14 protein-coding genes are annotated in these 18027 nt (G+C 73.7%); 13 read left to right on the forward strand and 1 reads right to left on the reverse strand.

All coding sequences use genetic code 11. From position 1 onward, the window contains the following. The first annotated feature begins 25 nt into the window (after nucleotides 1-25). Nucleotides 26-1138, forward strand: coding sequence for an ABC transporter substrate-binding protein (locus B4U46_RS30820; RefSeq protein WP_079430893.1), 1113 nt, complete (start codon nucleotides 26-28; stop codon nucleotides 1136-1138). A gap of 190 nt (nucleotides 1139-1328) precedes the next feature. Here B4U46_RS30820 and B4U46_RS30825 read toward each other — a convergent pair whose 3' ends face one another. After that, nucleotides 1329-1952, reverse strand: coding sequence for a TetR/AcrR family transcriptional regulator (locus B4U46_RS30825; RefSeq protein ID WP_237293184.1), 624 nt, complete (start codon nucleotides 1950-1952; stop codon nucleotides 1329-1331). 151 nt (nucleotides 1953-2103) lie between these two features. Between B4U46_RS30825 and B4U46_RS30830 the strand changes: the two genes are divergently transcribed. From B4U46_RS30830 to B4U46_RS30885, 12 genes are all read left to right on the forward strand, one after another. Further along, nucleotides 2104-3942, forward strand: a complete 1839-nt coding sequence (locus B4U46_RS30830) for a glycoside hydrolase family 15 protein (RefSeq protein WP_079430895.1) — start codon at nucleotides 2104-2106, stop codon at nucleotides 3940-3942. A 106-nt stretch (nucleotides 3943-4048) separates the two neighbouring features. Further along, nucleotides 4049-5179 carry a DUF5954 family protein gene (locus B4U46_RS30835; protein WP_237293185.1) on the forward strand — a complete coding sequence of 377 codons (1131 nt, stop codon included), beginning with the start codon at nucleotides 4049-4051 and terminating at the stop codon, nucleotides 5177-5179. 554 nt (nucleotides 5180-5733) lie between these two features. Then, nucleotides 5734-6258: a hypothetical protein gene (locus B4U46_RS30840; protein ID WP_079430896.1), complete on the forward strand. Its 525-nt coding sequence runs from the start codon at nucleotides 5734-5736 to the stop codon at nucleotides 6256-6258. A 407-nt stretch (nucleotides 6259-6665) separates the two neighbouring features. After that, entirely contained in the window at nucleotides 6666-8849 is a 2184-nt protein-coding gene (locus B4U46_RS30845; RefSeq protein WP_079430897.1) for a hypothetical protein, read from the forward strand. Between the two features lie 78 nt (nucleotides 8850-8927). Next, entirely contained in the window at nucleotides 8928-10592 is a 1665-nt protein-coding gene (gene pelF / locus B4U46_RS30850; RefSeq protein ID WP_079430898.1) for a GT4 family glycosyltransferase PelF, read from the forward strand. Next, entirely contained in the window at nucleotides 10589-11995 is a 1407-nt protein-coding gene (locus B4U46_RS30855; RefSeq protein WP_079430899.1) for a hypothetical protein, read from the forward strand. The genes pelF and B4U46_RS30855 overlap by 4 nt, the downstream gene beginning before the upstream one ends. 57 nt (nucleotides 11996-12052) lie before the next feature. Next, nucleotides 12053-13054 (forward strand): GDP-mannose 4,6-dehydratase, encoded by a 1002-nt coding sequence (locus tag B4U46_RS30860; protein WP_079430900.1) that lies wholly within the window; start codon nucleotides 12053-12055, stop codon nucleotides 13052-13054. 76 nt (nucleotides 13055-13130) lie between these two features. After that, entirely contained in the window at nucleotides 13131-13844 is a 714-nt protein-coding gene (locus B4U46_RS30865; RefSeq protein ID WP_079430901.1) for a nucleotidyltransferase family protein, read from the forward strand. 7 nt (nucleotides 13845-13851) lie between these two features. After that, on the forward strand, nucleotides 13852-14760 hold the full coding sequence (locus B4U46_RS30870) for an NAD-dependent epimerase/dehydratase family protein (protein ID WP_079430902.1): 909 nt from the start codon (nucleotides 13852-13854) through the stop codon (nucleotides 14758-14760). Continuing rightward, a complete protein-coding gene (locus tag B4U46_RS30875; RefSeq protein ID WP_079430903.1) occupies nucleotides 14757-15419 on the forward strand; it encodes a spherulation-specific family 4 protein in 663 nt (220 codons plus the stop codon). The genes B4U46_RS30870 and B4U46_RS30875 overlap by 4 nt, the downstream gene beginning before the upstream one ends. Beyond that, a complete protein-coding gene (locus tag B4U46_RS30880) occupies nucleotides 15416-16303 on the forward strand; it encodes an endo alpha-1,4 polygalactosaminidase (protein ID WP_185117144.1) in 888 nt (295 codons plus the stop codon). The genes B4U46_RS30875 and B4U46_RS30880 overlap by 4 nt, the downstream gene beginning before the upstream one ends. Before the next feature lie 227 nt (nucleotides 16304-16530). Next, entirely contained in the window at nucleotides 16531-18015 is a 1485-nt protein-coding gene (locus B4U46_RS30885) for a lipase family protein (RefSeq protein ID WP_079430905.1), read from the forward strand. The last annotated feature ends 12 nt before the right edge of the window (nucleotides 18016-18027 follow it).

Here is an 18027-nt window from a genome sequence, read left to right on the forward strand (position 1 = left end):
CACGTCCCAAAGGAGAAGCCACCCGATGAACACGCCGCCATCGCCGTCCGGAGCGGAGCACACCGACGGGCCGTCCGTCCGCCTGGGCGCTCTCGTACCGCTGACGCGGCCCGGCTGGGCCGAGGCGGGCCGGCACCTGCTCGCAGGACTCGAACTGGCCGTTCGCGAGGTCAACGATGCCGGCGGGATCGATGGCAGACCCCTGGAGCTGGTGGTCCGGGACACTGCCGCCGATCCGGAGCGGGCCGCGGCGGCCGTGGACGAACTGGCCGGCCTGGGCGTGGCCGCCGTGGCGGGCGAGTACCACAGCGTCGTCGCCCGCGCGGCCGCCGCCCGGGCCGCCGCCCTCGGCGTGCCGTTCCTCTGCTCGTCGGCCGTGCTCGACACGCTCACCGAGGAGCCGACGGACTGGGTTGCGCGCCTGGCCCCGGCCCAGTCCCACGGCTGGAGGATCTACGCGGACTTTCTCCTCGGTGCGGGCCGGCGCCGGATCGCCGTGGCGGCTCAGCCGAGCGTCTACTGGGCGTCCGGGACCCGCGTCCTGCGGGACCACCTGGCTCCGCGCGGTGGCACCGTCGTCGAACTCGACACGAACGCGCTCACCCCCGAAGCCCTGTGCGACGCGCTCGTCGACCACGGCGCGACGGCGCTCCTCCTGCTGGTCGGCCACCCGGAGCCGGCCGTGCCGATCGTCAGGGCCGTCCGGGGCGACCGGCGGCTCGCGGACCTCCTGATCGGCGCTCCGGCCGGACAACCGGAGTTCGCCGAATGGGCCGAGGCGCTGGGCGAGGACGGCGCCGGGATCCCGTTCCTGCGCTACCTGCCCGAGCACCCCGGCCCGCTCGGCGAACGCGTCGGGAAGGAGCTCCGCGAGCGGCTGGGCGAAGCGCCCTCCTTCGTCGCTTTCGAGGGCTGGGACACCGTCACCGTCCTCGCCGACGTGCTGCGTTCCCACGGCACGGACCGGGCGGCCATCGCCGGGTCATGGCCGAGCGTGGCGGTCGAGGGCACCCGCGGGCCGATCCGGTTCTCCCGCACACCGGGCATCAGCGTGTGGCAATGGGCTTGGACACCGGTCCAAGTCGTCGACCGGGACACGGCAGAGCCCGACCGCTTCCGGATCCTCCACGCCGGCTGAGGCCTCCTGCGATGACGGGGCGGCACACAAGGAAGGCCGCCTCGGTCAGGCGGTGGCGCGTGCGGCCCGGGTGATGACGGCGGCCCGTGCCGCTGGGGCCCGCCATCCGCCTGCGGAGGCTGTTCGTAGGGCGCCCGGGCCCCCGGCCGAGTGCGTCACTGCGTGCATTCGTTTCACCGCTGGCCGCCGCTTACCGGGCTCCCCGGAAGGCCCCGGCCACCACGGGGACGAGCATCCGCTCCACCCGCTCGGCGGGCTCCGCGCCCAGCTCGGACCCGATGGGTGCCACCGCGAGCCAGTTCAGCATCCCGGCCGCACAGCGGACACGGAAGACCAGCTCCCGCTCGTCGACCCCGGGAAGGTTCGCCGCCAGCACCCGCACCGCCTGCCGTCGGGCCTGCTCGAACTTCCCCGCCAGCCTCTCCCCCCCTTCGGGCGGATCGATCCCCACCCGCGCCACGGTCCGCATCACGGCCAGCTCCCGCCCGCCGGCCACGAGGGCATTCACCATCGGCCACGCGAAGGCCTCGGCCAGCTCGCTCAGCGTCGCGTCCCCGGCCAGAGCGTCCAGCTCCCGGATCTGCGCGTCCAGGTATCGCTCCAGCGCGTGCTCGATCGCCACCTCGCACAGTGCCTTCAGCGAGCCGAAGTGGTAACTCACCGCGGCGACGTTGGCTCCGGCGTTCTGGGTGATCTCGCGGAGGGTCACCCCTTCCTGCCCCCGTTGCGCGAGCAGCTCGAGAGCGGCCGACAGCAGGTCGTCCCGTGTTCGCTGACCGGCCTCGCGGCGAAGGTCCGTCTTCTCTGGCCTCACGCTAGAACTCAAGCGACTGCTTGACTTCATTGTCAAGGCGGCCCGGTCCGCGCGGCTCCGTCACAACGCCGCCTCCCGTAGCGGTCTAGCATGAAATGCGAGGTTTCATCCCCAGGCCCGGGCCGCAGCGCCAGGGAGGCCGGAGGCCGGTATGGCGGCGTTCGATACGACTGGTTTCGGGCAGGCTGACGGCAGCCGGTACATCCCGATCTCCGATCACGGCCTGATCGGAGATCTTCGTACGGCCGCACTGGTCGGCACGAACGGCACCATCGACTGGTACTGCTGCCCGCGCTTCGACGCACCCAGCGTCTTCGGGGCCATCCTCGACGCCGACCGGGGAGGGTCGTTCGAGTTGGCCGCCGAGCTCCCGACGCGCACCAGGCAGTTCTACTTCCCCGACACGAACGTCCTGATCACGCGGTTCTTCGCCGCGGACGGTGTGGCGGAGATCCAGGACTTCATGCCCGTGGTCGACGAGTCGCGCGAGGCCACCCGCCACCGGCTGATCCGGCGGGTGGTCTGCGTCCGCGGAGCGCTGCCCTTCAGGGCGCGGATCGCCCCCCGCTTCGGCTACGGCACCGAAGCGCACACCACGCAGCTCGAAGGCCACACGGCCGTGTTCCGCTCCCCGTCACTGACGCTCGCACTCACCGCCACCGCACCCCTGGAGACCGACGGCCGGGACGTGTGGTCGCACTTCAAGCTCCTCGAGGGCGAGTCCAACGTGTTCGCCCTCGACCAGATCGGTGACGACGTCCCGCCCCGGTCGTGCCCGCGCGCCGAAGCGCAGGAGCAGGCCGACGCAACGGTCCGGTTCTGGCGCCACTGGCTGGCCGGCTCGCGCTACCACGGGCGGTGGCGCGAGATGGTGAACCGCTCGGCGCTGTTGCTGAAGCTGCTCACGTACGCGCCGACCGGTGCGATCGTCGCCGCACCCACCACCAGCCTGCCCGAACAGATCGGCGGCGAGCGCAACTGGGACTACCGCTACGTCTGGGTCCGCGACGCCGCCTTCTGCGTCTACGCGATGCTGCGCCTGGGGTTCACCTCGGAGGCCGAGGCGTTCATGGGCTTCCTCTCCGAGCGGGGCATCCTGCGGGCCAAGGGGGACAGCGGTCCGTTGCAGATCATGTACGGCATCGACGGCCGCGTCGACCTGCCCGAATACGAGCTTCCGCACCTGGAGGGATACCTCGGCTCCGCACCGGTACGGGTGGGCAACGCCGCCACCGGCCAGCTCCAGCTGGACATCTACGGTGCGCTGATCGACTCGATCTACCTCTACGACAAGTGGGGGCAGCCGATCAGCAGCGACCGCTGGGACGAGGTCGGCGGTGTGGTGGACTGGCTGTGCGAGCACTGGGACCAGCCCGACGAGGGGGTGTGGGAGACGCGGGGCGGCCGGCGGAACTTCGTGTACTCGAGGCTGATGTGCTGGGTGGCGCTGGAGCGCGCGATACGCATGGCGAACCGCCGCGGTCTGCCGGCGGACCTGCTCCGCTGGCGGGAGTCCCGGGACGCGATCTACCGGCAGATCATGCGGCGCGGCTGGTCGGCCGAACGGGGGGCGTTCGTCCAGGGGCTGGACGGCCACGTGCTGGACGCCTCGCTGCTGATGATGCCGATGGCGAAGTTCGTCTCGCCGACCGACCCCAAGTGGCTCTCCACCCTGGACGCGCTCACCGCGGACCTGGTCTCCGACTCGCTGGTGTACCGCTACGACCCGACCGCCAGTCCGGACGGCCTGCACGGCCGCGAGGGCACCTTCTCGATCTGCTCCTTCTGGTACGTGGAGGCGCTGGCCCGCGCGGGCCGGCTGGAGGAGGCCCGGCTCGCCTTCGAGAAGATGCTCACCTACGCCAACCACGTCGGTCTGTTCGCGGAGGAGATCGGCCCGACCGGCGAACAACTGGGCAACTTCCCCCAGGCCTTCACCCACCTCTCGCTGATCAGCGCCGCCTTCAACCTCGACCGCGCGCTGGGCTGACCCCGTCGCCCCCTCCCGGCCGGCAGGAAGGGGCAGGAACAACCCCTGGGGGTTGGAAATCCCCGAACGCGTCGCGGCGGTGCCGGCCGGTCGGCAGGATGTGGCCATGGAGCAGCGGGACATGGGATCGGGACCGGGACCGGGCACCGCCCGGCCGATGGTGGTACGGGTGCCGGTGGATCCGGTGGAGGCCGTCGTGGAGGCGGATGCCGCCGATGCTGCCAAGCAGCTGGCCAAGGTGGCCGTGAGGGGGCCGCTGTTCGGAGTGGCCGCGCAGGACGACCGCGGCGGACCGGCCTGGTCCGTGGTGAGCGCCGTGACGCTCGGCTGCCCGCAGCAGGCACGGGACAGCCTCAACTCGCTGCTGTGGTACCGGGCGAAGGACGACGCGCGCGACCGGGCGGAGCGGCGCGAGCTGCTGGCGGCGGTCGCCCGGCTGGAGAGCGAGTGCGTCGACGATCTCACCGTGGGCTGCACCCGGTACCGCGTCGTGCGCGCCGAGGAATACGCCGCCACGGGCCCCGCCGGCATCGAGGAGCCCCGGCCGACGGACCCGGAGCCGGCCGTTCCCGACTGGACGCACAGCTCCCGGCACCCGGAGATCGATGACGGTCTGGTGCTGCATCCCGACGCGCCGGTCACACCGATGCAGGCCGCGGAACGGCTGGCGCTGCGCGGGCTGTCCTACGCCGGTGCCCGCTACCCCGCCGCGGTCCTCGCCGACTCGCGGCGGGCCCTGCAGACCCACCCGGACGTCCTGCTCCTGCCCGCGGCGTTCACCGTGATGGAGAGGACCGGCACCGGCTGGAAGCCGGTGAGCGGCCCGCACGTCAGCGCACACGCCGCCCGCCGGTCCCTGGACTTCACCCTCACCTGGGCGTGGCCCCGGATGTACGGCCTGATCCCCCTCGAGTCCGACCCCACCGCCGACGCCCGCACCCTCACCGCGGCCGGCGGCTCCGGCAGCGAGGCCGAGCAGCTGGCCGAGTACGCCGCGGCCGCCGACAGGCTGCGGGCCGGCCGCGTCAACCGCCTCGAAGTCGACGACACCCTCTACCTGATCGCCCGCACCCGTCGCCTGGTGCGCTGGGGGCCCGACGGCCCCGAGGGGCCACGCCCCAGCGACGTCAACGGCCACGAGCCCGGCCGCATCCACCTCGGGCTCGACGAAGACGGCAACGTCCTGCCCGAGAGGGACGAAGGAGAAGGCGCAGGCGCAGGCGAAGAGACCGACTGATCGTTTCAGGCTCCGGCACCCGAGGGGATGCTGGCCCTTGACCTCGACCGCGCTGGAGGTGCCACGGTGGCCCGCATGAACACGGAATCCACCGCGGTGGCCGCCGCCTGAGGGGCGAGGGCGGGTGACGCTGAGTGAGTTCTTCGGGGGGTCTCACCGAGGCGCGCGGGCCGTCTCGGGCCGGGGGGCGGTCGGGGGAGCCTCGGGAGTCCGGCCGGTGTTGGCCTCGCGTTTGCGTGACCGCCGCCCGCCGGTCGTCCGGAAAGCGGTTCCGTTTGTGGCCGGCGGTGGGGCAGGGCCGGAAGCGGGGTACGGGGTTCCGGGGGTGGGGCGCGGCGGGTACGCGCCATTCGCGGGTCCGGGGGCCATCCGGGCCGCGGGGTTCGGGGCGGATGGCAGGGAACCCTCCGTGGACTGCCCCTATACGGTCGGTGATCATCCGCCCCCGGGGCGCCGGGGCGCCTTCACGGGGCGCACACTTCCGGCCGCTCTGCGCCCCTGCGCTCCCCCGGGGGGCAGACGCCGCGCGAGGCCTCGTCCTAGCCTCCCGGGCCATGCGATCACCTCTGAAGAGCCGACTCGGCCTCACCGCGTTCCTCGCCTTCGTCCTGGCCCTGTTCGGTCTCGCCCCCGCGGCCCAGGCCGCCCCCGCCCCGGCCGCCCTGACGTTCGCCACGAACGCCGCCACCGTCACCCCCGGCGGCACGGTGAACCTCACGATGACGCTCACCAACAACAAGACCTACGACGTCTGGTTCGTCTACCAGACCATCTCCCCGACCTGGCTCACCACCCAGCGCGCCGACCTCAAGTACAGCTTCACCGGCTGCAGCGTGGCCACCCCGACCGGTGCCGCCGCCTGCTCCGGCGTCGGCCCCTCCGACCTCGGCGGCAACTACGGCGCGACCATACCCCCCGGTCAGAGCCGCACGGTGACGCTCACCCTCCAGGTCGCCGCCGACTCCGGGTGCAACGGCAACATCGGCTTCTACTCGTACTACTACGCCGAGTTCAGCGACAGCACGAACACCAGCGGCGGCCCGGTCTACACGCCCGAGACCCGCGTCCTCTGCGCCTGAGGACCCCCGTCCCGGCCGGGGGTGGCCTGAAATCGCCCCCCGCCCGCCACCCCTAGTGGTCCAGACCACCAGGGTCTAGTGCCGCCGGACCCACCCGGTCCGGCGGCACCCCGCTCGGCTCCGGACCGGCCCTCATGGCGGCCGGACGCGCCCGCCCGCCGGGTTCCGGAAACGGCCCGAAGGCGTCAGGCCGGGCAACTCGCCCCACACCACGCCCAGTTGGTCGCCTGCGTTTTTCCGTCGGTTTCCGCAACGCCCCCACGAAAGCTACACACAGGCACCACCATGTGACGCGACGGATGTGCGACGACCGGTTTCTGAGGGGGAGACCGGCGTCGCGCAAGGGGGGCGTCGGCCGCTTCGTGCGCGCTTCGCTCACCCCTGCCCGGGGAGGGGAATTTCACCGCATGAAGCGAAGCGAGCGAAGTAGGCGTAGCCGGCGGAGCAGTCGAGGCGGGCGCGGCATACGTACCGCCGTCTTATCGGTGGGCGCGCTCATCGCGGCCGCCGGACTGCCGGCCGGCGCGGCCCACGCCGACGCCACCACACCCCGCGTGGACCTGCGGGTGCTGGTCGTGGCCGACGGAGGCCCGGCCGTCCAGGCCATCACGGCGGAGCTGGACTCGGCGGGGACGCCTTACACCCAGGTGGACCTCACACGGCCGGACCGGCCCACCATCGACGCCGCCTTCCTCGCCGATACCGCCGGCGGCCGGCCGCGCGCCAAGTTCCAGGCGGTCGTCCTGCCCAACGACAACCCGTTCGCCGCGGGTTCCGCCGAGATGGCCGCCCTCGCGGCCTATGAGCAGACCTACGAGATACCCCAGGTCGACGCCTACACCTACGCGCGCCCCCAGGTCGGCCTCCAGTACTTCGTCGCCGGCGGCTACGCGGGCAGTGTCGACGGCGCCCAGGGGGCCGTGACCGCCGCCGGCCGCTCCGGCCCCTTCGGCTACCTCGAGGGCACCGTCCCGTTCGAGGACAACTCGCCCACCGTCGGCGAGAGTTACGCCTACCTGGCCCAGCCCGCCCCCGGCGCGGACTTCACCACCTACGTCGACGCGCCCATCCCCGGCACCGCCCGCCGCGGGTCGCTCGTCGGCGAGTACAAGCACGACGGCCGCCGCGAACTCGTCGTGACCTTCGTGTACAACCGCTACCAGCAGCAGTACCGGCTGCTCGCCCGCGGGATCGTGGAGTGGATGACCGGCGGCGTGCACCTGGGCGCCTCCCGCAACTACTTCTCCGTCCACGTGGACGACGTCTTCGCCGCCGACGACCGCTGGGACACCCGGCTCAACTGCACGCCCGGCGACGTCGACTGCGCCGGAGGCGGCGGGGGCACGCCCACCCCCATCCGCATGACCGCCGACGACGCCGAGTACGCCAAGAACTGGCAGGCGGGCCGCAACTTCACCCTCGACATGGTCTACAACGGCGCCGGCAGCCTCGACCAGCGCGAGGACAACAACGGCGTCGACCTGCTCGCCGACAAGCTCCAGGCCGACCGCGCCCGGTTCCGCTGGGTCAACCACACCTACACGCACGCCTTCCTGGGCTGCGAACAGGACGTCAGCGTGGTCCCCTGGCGGTGCGCCACCAACCCCGACGGCAGCACCAAGTGGGTCAGCCGGAGCACCATCGACAACGAGATCGTCCTCAACCGGCTGTGGGGCCAGGGCTTCGGCCTGCCACTGGAGAACGACGAACTGGTCACCGGCGAGCACTCCGGAATGGCCGTCCTGCCCCAGCAGCCGCAGGACAACCCCAACCTGGCCGCCTCCCTCACCGGCAACGGCGTCACCTGGGTCGCCTCGGACAACTCCCGCGACCCCGAACTGCGCCAGGTCGGCTCCGCCTCCACCGTCGCCCGCTACCCGATGAACGTCTACTACAACGTCGGCAAGGCCACCGAGGCGGCCGACGAGTACAACTGGATCTACACCTCCCGCGCCCAGGGCGGCAGCGGCATCTGCGAGGACCACGCGGACACCACGACCTGCCTGCCCGCACCCCTGGACACCGCCACCGGGTACGCGCAGAAGATCGTGCCGGCCGAGACCCGCACCGCGCTCGGGCACGTGCTGTCCAACGACCCCAAGCCGCACTTCATCCACCAGTCGAACCTGGCCGAGGAGCGCCTGGCCTACCCGGTGCTGAACGGCGTCATCGACGGCTACGACGCCCTGTTCGCCGCCAACACCCCGCTGGTGAACGAGCGGATGAAGGACATCGGCACCGAACTGAGGCGCCGCGGCGCCTGGAAGAGCGCCCTCCAGGCCGGCCGGGTCACCGCCTACCGCGTCGGCACCGCCGTCACCGTCGTGGCGCCCGCCGGGCTCGACGTCACCGCGACCCTGCCCACCGGCACCCGGCTGGGCACCGCCGCCTTCGGCAGCCCCTACGCGGGCCGGGTCTCCGGCTGGACCCCCTCGAACGGCACCGCCCTGGAGCTGACCCTGCCCCCGTCGGCGCCCGCCGCGCCGTCCGCCGCAGCCGTACCCCGGCCGGCGCCCGCCACCGCACCGGCACCCGCAGCGAACGTCCCGCCCGCCGTGCGCGAGGGCGCGAAGGGCACCGACCGGCGCTGAACGTCCCGCCGGTCCGGGCCGCCCAGCGCGGCCCGGACCGGCCCGACCACCCCCACACACCGGCCGTGGAGCACACCCATGCACGCTCAAGCCGGCGTGCGGCGCCCCGGCGCGCCGCACGTCACCCTGCTCACCGAAGGCACCTATCCGCACAGTCACGGCGGGGTCAGCGTCTGGTGCGACCAGCTCGTCCAGGGCATGCCCGACATCGACTTCGAGGTGATCGCCGTCACCGGAACCGGCCGGGAACCCCTGGCCTGGGACCTGCCCGGCCATGTCCTCGGAGTCCGGTCGGTGCCCATGTGGGGCGCTCCCCCCGAGGGCCGCGCCCCGCGCGGCCGCGGCCACCGCAGGCTCTCCGGCGCCTACGAACAGTTCCTCACCGCACTCCTCGACCCCCGCGCCGAGGCCGGGTTCGCCCCCGCCCTCTCCACGATGGCCCGGGCGGCCTCCGACGGCGCCCTGAGCCCCTACCTGCGCGGAGACCACGCCATCGCGGTGCTCGCGGCGGTCTGGAACCGCCCCGGGCTCACCGTGCGCGAGGCCCGGCCGACCCTGCACGACGCCCTGACCGCGACCTCCCTGCTGGAGCACGCCCTGCGCCCGCTCGCCGCCCCACCCCCGCAACACGGCGTCGCCCATGCCGTCAGCGGCGGCGTCGCCGTACTCCCCGGACTGGCCGCACTGGAACGGCACGGCGTCCCGCTGCTACTCACCGAACACGGCGTCTACCTGCGCGAACGCTACCTCGGCTACCGCACGGCCCCCTACCGCTGGCCCGTCAAGGCCGTCGTCCTCGGCTTCTTCCGGCTGCTGGCCGAGGAGAGCTACCGGCGGGCCGCCCTGGTCACCCCCGGCAACCGCTACAACCGGCTGTGGGAGGAAGAGGGCGGCGCCGACCCGCAAGCCATCCGCACCGTCTACAACGGCGTCGACCCCGCCGCCTTCCCGCCCGCCGGGCCGGAGCCGGACGCACCCACCCTCAGCTGGGCCGGCCGGGTCGACCCCATCAAGGACCTGGAGACCCTGATCCGGGCCTTCGCCCTGGTCAGCGAACGGGTCCCCGAAGCCCGGCTGCGCCTGTTCGGCGGCACCCCGCGCGGCGGAGAGGCCTACCGCGAACGCTGCGAGGCCCTGGCCCGCGACCTCGGCCACGCCGACGCGGTCACCTTCGAGGGCCGGGTCGACGACATCAAGGACGCCTACGCGGCCGGGAACGTCGTGATGCTCTCCAGCATCAGCGAGGGCTTCCCCTTCACCCTGATCGAGGCCATGTCCTGCGGGCGGGCCACCGTCTCCACCGACGTGGGCGGGGTACGGGAGGCGGTCGGCGAAGCCGGCCTCGTCGTGCCGCCCCGCGATCCGCGGGCCATGGCCGAAGCGGCCCTGGAACTCCTCGGAGACGCCCCCCGCCGCGCCGCGATGGGGGAGGCGGCCCGGCTGCGGGTCATCGAGCAGTTCACCCTCCGCCAGACCATCGACACCTTCCGGTCCATCTACCTGGAACTGCCCGGCCTCGCCCGCACCCCGCGCACCGGAGCGCGCCGGACCCCGGTCCCGGCGCAGGCCGCCCCCGTCCCCGCCCCCGCCGGCCTCACCCCCGTGGCCGTCGCCGCCGGGCGGGCCCGCAGACAGGAGCGGGCCCGTCCGCCCGCGCCCGTCCGGGCCCTCACGCCCGACGGGCGCCGGCCGCGCGAGAGCGAGGCCCCCGCGGCCACCGGCACGGGGAGCCTCGCCGGATGAGCGGCCCCATGTCACTCGAACCCGGCGGGGCGCACCAGGACACCCTGGCCCTGCGGCTGGCGGACACCGCCGCCCGCCCGCCCCGCCGGGCGTGGACCGAGACCACGCTCACCCTCAGACTCCCCGGCCCGAACGAGGAGGAAGTCAGCCGGCTCGCCGCCGAACTGGCCGACCGCGTCGGGCCCGCCGTCCACCCGTACGAGGTGGCCGCCCTGCTGGAGGCGGAGGGACTCTCCGCCGAGGTGATCCGGGAACGGTACGGACACCCCGACATCTTCGCCCTCGCCGCCGCCCTCTACGAACGGGTGCCCCGCGTCTTCCCGGAGCCCGCCCGGGCACCGGACCCCTGGCGCCCGGACACCGTACGGTGCCTGCTGCGCGGGGTGCTCTTCGCCCTTCCCGGGCTGGCCTACCTGCTCACGGCCCCGCTGTGGCACCCCGGCCGGCACGCCGCCGGACCGGTCGTCGCCGGGATCGTCTCGTGGGCGTGGGGGCAGGCCCTCGGACACCGCGCCTACCTGCGCATGGTGGCCGGGCGGCGCGAGGCGGCCCGGACCCTGCTGGCCGGGGCACCCCTCGGCGCGGCCGCCGCCACGGCGGCGGGGGCCGCGGCGGCCGGAGGTTCCGCCGTCACCTGGGCGGTGGCCGCGCAGTCCCTCTACCTGGCCGCCGCCGGGATCCTGCTCGTCCTCGGCCGTGAGCGGCTGCTGCTGGCGGCCCTCACCCCGCTGGTCGCGGGAGCCGCCGTCCTGCCCTGGTGGGAGCCCGGCCCCCTGGTCCGCACGGCGCTCCCGGCGCTCGCGCTCCTCGCGACGCTGGCCGCGGTCGCCCGGGTGCTGCGCGGCGCGTTCGCCGCCCCGGCCGCCCCCGGCGGCGGAGCCCGGCCCCCGCTGCTCCGCTCCCTGCCGTACGGGCTGTTCGGCCTCGCGGCGGCCGTACTGGTCCTGCTGGAAGGGCGGTCCCAGCCGTACGCGGTGATCGCGCTGACCGTCAGCATGGGCCCGGCCGAATGGCTGCTCTACCGCTTCCGGGGGCTGTCCGTCACCGCCCTCGGCTCGGCCTCCACCCCCGCGGGGTTCCTGCTGAGGTCCACCGGGGTCCTGGGCCTGTGCCTGGCGGGCTACCTGCTGCTCCTGCTGCCCGTGGCGCTGCTGACCGGCGCCGCCCCGGCCGCCCTGCTGCTGCTCGCCGCCACGCTGTGGACCGCCCTGCTGCTCCAGGCCTTCGGGGTCGCCTGGCCCCCGGCCGCCCTCTGCACGGCCGCAGCCGCCGGAGCGGGAGCCGCCACCTTCCTGGGGCGGGCCCAGGGACCGCCCGCCCTGACCCTGGCCTGCGGCCTCGCCGCGGCGGCCCTGGCCGTCTGCACCCTGCGGATCCTCGGCCGCCCGGCCCGCCACGCCTGACCACCGCACGCCCGCTCATCCCCGTACGCCAGCCGACCCACCTGAAAGGTCCACCAGTTGACCACCGCACCGCTCGCCGCCGTCACCGGAGCCGAGGGCTTCATCGGCTCCCACCTCACCGAGGCCCTCGTCGCCGCCGGCCACCGGGTCCGCGCCATGGCCCAGTACAACTCCTTCTCCTCGTACGGGTGGCTGGAGACCCTGGCCCCGGACGTCCTCGACCAGGTGGAGATCGTCCTCGGCGACGTACGCGACCCCGGATCCGTCCGCGGTCTCCTCGAAGGCGCCGAAGCCGCCTACCACCTGGCCGCCCTCATCGCGATCCCGTACTCCTACCGGGCCCCGCACAGCTACGTCGACACCAACGTGACCGGCACCCTCAACGTCCTCGAAGCCGTACGGGCCCTGGGCACCCCCCGCCTCGTGCACACCTCCACCAGCGAGACGTACGGCACCGCGCAGACCGTGCCGATCACCGAGGACCACCCCATCAACACCCAGTCCCCGTACGCCGCTTCCAAGGCCGGCGGCGACCGGCTGGCCGACAGCTACCACGCCAGCTTCGAGACCCCGGTGGTCACGCTGCGCCCGTTCAACACCTACGGACCCCGCCAGTCGATGCGCGCGGTGATCCCCACCGTCATCGGCCAGGTCGCCGCCGGGGAACGCGTCATCACCCTCGGAGACCTGCGCCCCACCCGGGACTTCAGCTTCGTCAAGGACACCGCACAGGCCTTCCTCGCGGCCGGCACCGCACCCGCGGAGCAGGTCGTCGGCCGCACCTTCAACTCCGGGACCGGCGGGGAGATCTCGGTCGCCGACCTGGTCACCCTGATCGGCAAGGTCATGGACGTCCCCATCGAGGTCCGCGAGGACACCGAGCGGCTGCGCCCGCCCGCCTCCGAGGTGATGCGGCTGGTCGCCGACGCGAGCCGGCTCACCGCCGCCACCGGCTGGCGGCCGCGCCACACCCTGGAGGAAGGCCTCGCGCACACCGTCGAGTTCTTCCGCGATCCCGGCAACCTGGCCCGCTACAAGACCGGCATCTACAACATCTGACCGTCGGGCGTACCGCCGGCGTTCTCCACAACCCCACGTCACTCACCTCCCCCCACCCAACCCTAGGAGGAGACCCATGTACGCAGTGATCCTGGCGGGCGGCAAGGGCGTTCGGCTGCGGCCCTACACCACGGCCCTGCCCAAGCCGCTCGTGCCCATCGGCGACCAGCACGCCATCCTGGAGATCGTGCTGCGCCAGCTGTCGGGCGCCGGGTTCACCCGGTGCACCATCGCCATCGGACACCTCGGCGAGATCATCCGGGCCTACGTCGGCGACGGCTCCCAGTGGGGCATGAGCGTCGACTACGCCACCGAGGAGAGCCCGCTCGGCACCATGGGCCCCCTGCTCAACCTGCGCGACCGCCTCCCCGAACACTTCCTCGTCATGAACGGCGACGTGCTCACCGACCTCGACTACGCCGACGTGCTGCGCCACCACGAGGCGTCCGGCGCCCCCCTGACCATCGCCACCTACCCGCGCAAGGTGCACATCGACTTCGGAGTGCTCACCACCGACGCCAGCCGGGTCGTCGGCTTCACCGAGAAGCCCAGCATGGACTACCACGTCTCCATGGGGGTGTACGGTCTGAGCCGCTCCACCCTCGACCACTACACGCCGGGCCTGCCGCTGGGCTTCGACGAACTCGTCCTCGACCTGCTGGGCACCCAGAACCCGCCGCACTCCTACGCGTTCGACGGCTACTGGCTCGACATCGGGCGGCCCGACGACTACGACCGGGCCAACGCCGAGTTCACCAGCCGCAAGTCCTTGCTGCTCAAGGGAGCCTGAGCACCCCATGCGCATTCTCGTCCTGGGCCGGACCGGCTACCTGGGCGCCCATGTCGCCGACCGCCTGCGCGCCCTTGCGGGCGCGCGGGTGTTCGACGGCGGACGCTCGCCCGGCGCCGACTTCGGCATCGACCTCGCGGCCGACCGGCCGCAGCGGCTGGCGGCCGTCCTGGCCGCCGCCGCGCCCGACGCGGTGGTCAACTGCGCGGGCGCGACCGGCGCAGACGCCCTGACCCTTGCCGAGGCCAACGCCCGCGGCCCCGCCGCCCTGTGCGCCGCGCTGCGCGAGGCGGCGCCCACGGCACGCCTGGTGCACCTGGGTTCCGCGGCCGAGTACGGGCCCGGCACCCCCGGCACCCGGGTCACCGAGTCGGCCGCCACCCACCCGGTCGGCCCGTACGGGGCCACGAAACTGGCCGGCACCCTCGCCGTCACCACCTCCGGACTGGACGGCGTGGTCCTGCGGGTCGGGAACCCCGTGGGGCCCGGCGCCCCGCGCAGCGGGCTGCCCGGGCGGATCGCCGCACTGCTGCGGGAGGCCGGCCCCGACCCGCAGGCGGTGCTGCGGCTGGGCGACCTGTCCGCCCACCGCGACTTCGTGGACGTACGGGACGTGGCCCACGCGGTGGCGCTCGCCGTCACGGCCCCCGGCCCGCTCCCGCCCGTCCTCAACATCGGCGCCGGCCGGGCCGTCCCCGTCCGCGAACTGGTACGGGGCCTGGCCGGCCGGGCGGGCTTCCGGGGGCGGATCGAGGAGGAGGCGCCCGGCTCGGCCCGCTCCGCCCAGGTGTCCTGGCAGTGCTCGGACGTCACCGCCGCCGCCGAGGCCCTCGGCTGGCGCCCCGTCCACGACCTCGGCGACTCGCTCGCCGCGCTCTGGGCGGCGACCGCCCCGGCCGGAACCCCGACGCCATGAGCCTGCTCGTTCCGCTGTACGTCCACCCCGCCGAGGACCCCGGGGCCTGGCACCGGCTGATCACGGGCGCCGCAGCGACCTACGGGGTGGTGCTCAACCCGGCCGACGGGCCGGGCGAGCGCCCCGACCCGGCGTTCGCCGCCGCGGCCGCCGCGCTGCGGACGGCCGGCGCCCGCCTCCTCGGCTACGTGGACACCCTGTACGGGGCACGCGGCCAGGTCGAGGTCGTCCACGAGATGTGCCGCTACCAGGAGTGGTACGCGGTCGACGGCTGCTTCCTCGACCGCATGGCCCCCACCCGGGAGGAACTGCCCGGCGCCCGCAGGATGATCCGCTCGCTGCGCCGGCTGGGCGCGCAGCCCGTCGTGCTGAACCCGGGCGTCCACCCCGTGGCCGGCTACGTCCGCCTCGCGGACCTGACCGTCACCTTCGAGGGGCACTGGTCCACGTACGTCTCCTCCTTCACCCGGCCCGCCTGGACGGCGCGGCACGCCCCCGAGCGGTTCTGCCACCTCGTCTACGGGGTGCCCGAGGCCCTGGTCCCGCTCGCCGTGCGCACCGCGCACGAACGCGGGGCGGCGGTCTGCGGACCCGTGACGGGCGAACTCCCCAACCCATGGAAACAGCCGACCCCCGCACTCACCGGGATGGAACCATGAGCCCCACCCCGCCGGCCCGCCCCGGCCTGCCGGCCCGGAACCTCCTGCCGGCCGCCCTGACGGCACTGGTGCTGACGGCACTGGTCCTGACGGGCTGCTCCACCACGGGCGACGAGGACGACGACGCCGCGCCCGCCCCCTCCGGCCCCACCGCCGGCCAGGGTCCGGGTCCCGCCTCGCCAGGACCCCGCTGGCAGCCCCGGCCCGGTCTGGCCTGGCAGTGGCAGCTCGACGGACGCTCCGACCCCTCCGTCGACGTGCCCGTGTACGACATCGACGGGTTCGAGAACTCGAAGGCCGACGTGGACCGGCTGCACCACGACGGCCGCAAGGTCATCTGCTACGTCAACGTCGGCGCCTGGGAGGACTTCCGGCCGGACAAGGACGCGTTCCCCACCAGCCTGGTCGGCAAGCCCAACGGCTGGAAGGGCGAGCGCTGGCTGGACATCCGCCGCACCGACCTGCTCCGCCCGCTCATGGAACGGCGCTTCGACATGTGCCGGGACAAGGGCTTCGACGCGGTGGAACCCGACCTCGTGGAGGCGTACGGCAACGACAGCGGCTTCCCGCTGACCGCGGAGCACCAGCTCGCCTACAACCGCATGATCGCCGAGATCGCGCACGCGCGCGGGCTCGCGGTCGGCCTCAAGAACGACCTGCCCCAGATCCCCCAGCTCGAAAGCGTCTTCGACTTCGCGGTCAACGAGGAGTGCGCCCAGTTCGGCGAGTGCGCCGCGCTCAGCCCCTTCATCACGGCGGGCAAGGCGGTCTTCCACGTCGAATACAAGGGGACGCCCTCGAACTTCTGTCCCGAGGCCCGCAAGCTCAAGCTCTCCTCGATGCTGAAGAACCCGGAACTGGACACCTGGCGCAAACCCTGCTGACCGTGTGACGCGGCGGGCCGCGTCAACCACGGGCCGCCGCGTCATCCCCCGAACCCGCGCGGAGCCGAGCGGGCCCGGCGCAGGCCCGGATTCCAGTGCCGACGGGCGTGCCGCGGCCCGGGGGCACGGCACGCACGCCGGAGCGGGCGCCCCGGTGCGTCCGGAGCGCCCCCGTTCGGTGCCACCATGCGTCGCGAACCACGGGTCATGCGACGAGAGGTTGGAACGTGACGCCTCAGGCGACCGGGAACCTAACCCGGCAGCTCTCCGACGGGCAGCGGAAGAACACCCCGGGCGCCGGCGGAACCCCCGGCGACCCGCTCGCCGGGCCGGTACGGCCCGAGCCCCCTGCGGCCGAGGCCGCCGGGCGCACCGACACCGAACTCCTCATCGCCGCCTCCGTCCTGCTCGCCGACGCCGCCCTCGCCGCACGACGGGCCGGAGCCGACCTCACCGGAGCCCTGACCGGCGGCCGCTTCGCCCTCCAGGCCCTGCGCCGCCCCACCTGGGCCCTCGGCACGGCCCTGTCCTGCGTACGCGCCCTGACCGGACCGGCCGGCCTCGGCTTCGGGGCCAACGGCGGGGTCGTCGGTGAACTCGCCCGGATCGTGGGCAACGTGACCCGCCGTCGGCCCGCGTCCGTCGCCATGGCCGTGGACGCCTTCGCCCTGCGCATCGAAGCCGCCACCGTCACCCACCCCAACCTGGACTCCGCCCACGCCCGCCGCCTCACCGGCGCCCTCGTCGCCGGAGACCGGCTGGAGGCCGTTCGCGCCCTGCACGCCCTGGTGGAACGGCTCGGCGTCACCCGGGCCCTGACCACCGTCAGCCCCGTGATCATGGAACTGCTGGCGCTGACCGGACTGCTGGACGAGAACCCCGTCAACGACGAGTTCTCCTGGGTCACCCTCGCGGGAGGGGTCCCCACCACCGACCCGTTCCTCGGTCTGCCCAGCTCCCTGCTCAAGTACCTCAACCCCGGCCCCGGGCGCGCCGAACGCGCCGAGCCGGACCCGATCCTCGCCAAGGTCCTCGGCACCTCCCGCAACGACATCGTCAGCTACATCAACGACATCGGCGCCCTCGGCAACCACGGCCTGGTCCTCCTGCGCCGCGTCGCCTGCGCGGACGGCGCCGAACGGTACGTGCTGCTGCTCCCCGGGACCAGTTTCGCCCTGCTCAGCAACAGCACCCCGCAGGACCTGATCGGCGCCTTCGACGGCTGCCTGCGCACCGACACCACCTACACCCGGGCCGTGAAGAAGCTGCTGCGGCGGGCCGGCGTGCCGGCGGGGTCCGAGCTGATGCTGGTCGGGCACAGCCTCGGCGGCCTGACCGCGATGAACCTGGCCGCCGACCCCGACGTGGCCTCCGAGTACAGGGTCACCCACGTGGTCACGCTCGGCTCCCCGATCGACAACAAGCGGCCCGCCGACCACACCACCCGCGTCGTCAGCCTGGTCAACAAGCACGACGTGATCCCGATGCTGGACGGCCGCGGCCCGGCCTCCCCGAACGACATCCCGGAGAGCTGGGTGGAGCTGGCCTGGCTCGACGAGTCGTACGACTACCCCCTCTCGCACGCCCCGCAGGCCTATTCGGACAGCCTGCGCGGCGAACTGGCCCCCTACCGCGACCGGGTCAACGCCCTGATCGCCGGCTACGACGGCGAGATCACCGCCAACCAGCCCTACATGCTCCGCGACCGATGAGCCACCCCGCGC

Origin of the sequence: Streptomyces katrae (assembly GCF_002028425.1) — a bacterium.
GTDB lineage: Bacteria > Actinomycetota > Actinomycetes > Streptomycetales > Streptomycetaceae > Streptomyces > Streptomyces katrae_A.

What these genes read in the sequence shown, in the direction of transcription:
- B4U46_RS30820 (WP_079430893.1), top strand. Translation starts at nt 26, where the DNA reads ATGAACACGCCGCCATCGCCGTCCGGAGCGGAGCACACCGACGGGCCG.
- B4U46_RS30830 (WP_079430895.1), top strand. Translation starts at nt 2,104, where the DNA reads ATGGCGGCGTTCGATACGACTGGTTTCGGGCAGGCTGACGGCAGCCGG.
- B4U46_RS30835 (WP_237293185.1), top strand. Translation starts at nt 4,049, where the DNA reads ATGGAGCAGCGGGACATGGGATCGGGACCGGGACCGGGCACCGCCCGG.
- B4U46_RS30840 (WP_079430896.1), top strand. Translation starts at nt 5,734, where the DNA reads ATGCGATCACCTCTGAAGAGCCGACTCGGCCTCACCGCGTTCCTCGCC.
- B4U46_RS30845 (WP_079430897.1), top strand. Translation starts at nt 6,666, where the DNA reads ATGAAGCGAAGCGAGCGAAGTAGGCGTAGCCGGCGGAGCAGTCGAGGC.
- pelF (WP_079430898.1), top strand. Translation starts at nt 8,928, where the DNA reads ATGCACGCTCAAGCCGGCGTGCGGCGCCCCGGCGCGCCGCACGTCACC.
- B4U46_RS30855 (WP_079430899.1), top strand. Translation starts at nt 10,589, where the DNA reads ATGAGCGGCCCCATGTCACTCGAACCCGGCGGGGCGCACCAGGACACC.
- B4U46_RS30865 (WP_079430901.1), top strand. Translation starts at nt 13,131, where the DNA reads ATGTACGCAGTGATCCTGGCGGGCGGCAAGGGCGTTCGGCTGCGGCCC.
- B4U46_RS30870 (WP_079430902.1), top strand. Translation starts at nt 13,852, where the DNA reads ATGCGCATTCTCGTCCTGGGCCGGACCGGCTACCTGGGCGCCCATGTC.
- B4U46_RS30875 (WP_079430903.1), top strand. Translation starts at nt 14,757, where the DNA reads ATGAGCCTGCTCGTTCCGCTGTACGTCCACCCCGCCGAGGACCCCGGG.
- B4U46_RS30880 (WP_185117144.1), top strand. Translation starts at nt 15,416, where the DNA reads ATGAGCCCCACCCCGCCGGCCCGCCCCGGCCTGCCGGCCCGGAACCTC.